The organism is Gellertiella hungarica (assembly GCF_014197145.1).
Classification (GTDB): domain Bacteria; phylum Pseudomonadota; class Alphaproteobacteria; order Rhizobiales; family Rhizobiaceae; genus Gellertiella; species Gellertiella hungarica.
Genome location: NZ_JACIEZ010000032.1, coordinates 1 through 2,503 on the forward strand (window position 1 = coordinate 1; position 2,503 = coordinate 2,503).

Annotated in this window: 2 protein-coding genes; both read right to left on the reverse strand. The window is 61.8% G+C overall.

What is annotated here, in order from left to right; translation table 11 throughout:
* Positions 1-130 precede the first annotated feature (130 nt).
* The gene (istB, locus tag GGR23_RS22950; RefSeq protein ID WP_183368612.1) at positions 131-889 is read right to left on the reverse strand and encodes an IS21-like element helper ATPase IstB; all 759 of its coding nucleotides are present in this window, start codon (positions 887-889) and stop codon (positions 131-133) included.
* Positions 886-2,382, reverse strand: a complete 1,497-nt coding sequence (istA, locus tag GGR23_RS22955) for an IS21 family transposase (RefSeq protein ID WP_183368613.1) — start codon at positions 2,380-2,382, stop codon at positions 886-888. Before istA ends, istB begins: the two co-directional genes overlap by 4 nt.
* Between the last annotated feature and the right edge of the window lie 121 nt (positions 2,383-2,503).

The window sequence follows — 2,503 nt, forward strand, 5'->3', positions numbered from 1 at the left end:
TGTCAACGGCGGAGTAAAAACCGGCCACTTGGCGGCGCAAAAGTCGGCCACCTTGGCGCGCGCATGAGACCCGCGGGAGGGCGTAGCCCGAGCGGGGTCTCATGCGCGCGCGGCGATTTTTTGAGAGGTCTCAGCCGGCCTTTCGGGCGCGGCTTTGGGCGAGACGATAGCTGTCGCCGTTCATCTCGAGGATGCTGACATGGTGGGTGATACGGTCGAGCAGAGCGCCGGTGAGACGCTCCGACCCCAAGGTCTCGGTCCATTCGTCAAAGGGAAGATTGCTGGTGATCAGAGTGGCGCCGCGTTCATAGCGTTGCGAGATCAACTCGAAGAGCAACTCTGCGCCGGTTTTGGAAAGCGGCACAAAGCCCAGCTCATCGATGATCAACAGCTTGTAGGCGGCCATCTGTTTCTGGAGCCGTAGCAGTCGCCGCTCGTCACGGGCCTCCATCATCTCGCTGACCAGCGCGGCGGCCGTGGTGAAGCCGACGGATAGACCCTTCTGGCATGCGGCCAGGCCGAGGCCGAGCGCCACATGGGTCTTGCCTGTGCCGCTGGGCCCGAGGGCGATGACATTCTCCCGCCGCTCGACCCACTCGCAACGCGCCAGGTCCAGCACCTGCATCTTGTTGAGCTTGGGGATGGCTGCGAAGTCGAAACTGTCGAGGCTTTTGACGACCGGGAACTTGGCCGCCTTGATGCGGCGTTCGACCTTACGGCGATCCCGTTCGATCATCTCCCGCTCGGCAAGCCGGAATAGGTATCCGACATGATCGACGCCTTCGGTGGCGCACAGCCGGGCCAGCTTCTGATACTCACGCTGGAATGTCGGCAGCTTCAGGGTCTTGAGATAGTGTGCGAGAAGGATCTCCGGCGCTTCGGTGCTCATGCCGCTTCTCCCGCATCCGACGACAGGAGGCGCATGTAGGCTTTCGCCGAAGTCGTCTCGACCGTCGCCCTCGGCAAGTAGGGATAGATGGACAGGTCCAGTCGCGGCGGCCGGCGTTCCACCCGGCACAGGATCAGATGCTTGATCGCGTCGAAGCCGATGGCTCCGAGTTGGAGGGCCTGCTTCACCGCCGCGTGAAGGTCGGCACGCTCAAAGCTCTCCAGCAGGCGCAGGACCTGAACATACTCACGCCGGCCATGCTTGGCCATGCGGCTCTCCATCAGACGGCGCAGCGTGGCGAACTCTTCGGGCAGGTCCCAGCCCTGGAGAGGGGCCGCCTGATCCAGCGAATTGATCTTCTGCTCGATCAGCGGCAGGTAGTGCACAGGATCGAAGACGACGTCCTCACGTTCCCAGCTTCGGGGATGACGCGCAATGATCTCGCCGCGGCAGCCGATCACCACCGCATCGACATAGCCCCTGACCCAAACATCCTGATGGCCATAGGCGACCGGGACGGAATAGTCGTTGGTCTTGTAGCGCACCAGCGACTGGGCCGTGACCTTGGCGCTGGCTTGATCGCAGGCATCGAATGGAGAGGCCGGCAACGCACGCATGGCAGCCAGATCCCGCTGCAGCCGATCGCCGATCGCCTCGCTTTCGCCCCGCAGTCTGTCACGCTGGCGCTTGCGGCATTGTTCTTCAAGCCAGGTGTTGAACGCCTCCCATGTCGCGAACTGCGGGATCGGAACCATGAAGTTGCGCCGGGCATAACCGACGAGACCCTCAACGTTTCCCTTGTCATTTCCCTTTCCCGGACGGCCGTAGCGATCCCGGATCAGATAATGGGACAGGAAGCCGCTGAACAGTGTTGCCCGCTTGCGTGTCCCATCGGGCAGGATTTTTGCGACAAGGCAACGATCGTTGTCATAAACGATCGACTGCGGCACGGCCCCGAAGAACGCGAATGCGTGGATGTGGCCGTCAACCCAGGCCTCGGCCACCGCCGCAGGATAAGCCCGCACGTAGCAGCCGTCGCTATGCGGCAAGTCGAGCACGAAGAAATGAGCCTTCTGCTCCACGCCGCCAATGACCACCATCGCCTCGCCGAAATCGGCCTGCCCATGGCCCGGTGGATGAGCCAATGGCACAAACACCTCCTGGCGACGCTGATCCCGCTCGCGCATATAGTCCTTGATGATCGTATAGCCGCCGGTGAACCCGCATTCGTCACGAAGCCGGTCGAACACCCGCTTGGCCGTATGGCGCTGCTTGCGCGGCACCTTCACGTCCTCATCAAGCCAGTGATCGATCGTCGAAACAAACGCATCCAGCTTGGGCCGCCGGATCGGTGATTGCCGCTGATAGCCGGGTGGCGTCGAATAGGACAGCATCTTGGAAACACTGTCGCGCGAAATGTTGAAATGCTTTGCTGCCTGACGCCGGCTCATTCCTTCAGAACAAGCCAGACGAACCCTCAGATAAAGTTCCACGGTATAAATCCCCAGCCCTCCTGCATGCGTCGCAGAAGGAAAATAGGTGGCCGACTTTTACGCCGCCCGAGGCGGGACTATCCCGCCGCTACCGTGGACTAATTTTGCACCGCCGCTCTCA

Coding starts and splice junctions, on each gene's coding strand:
- istB (WP_183368612.1), bottom strand. CDS start 889: ATGAGCACCGAAGCGCCGGAGATCCTTCTCGCACACTATCTCAAGACC.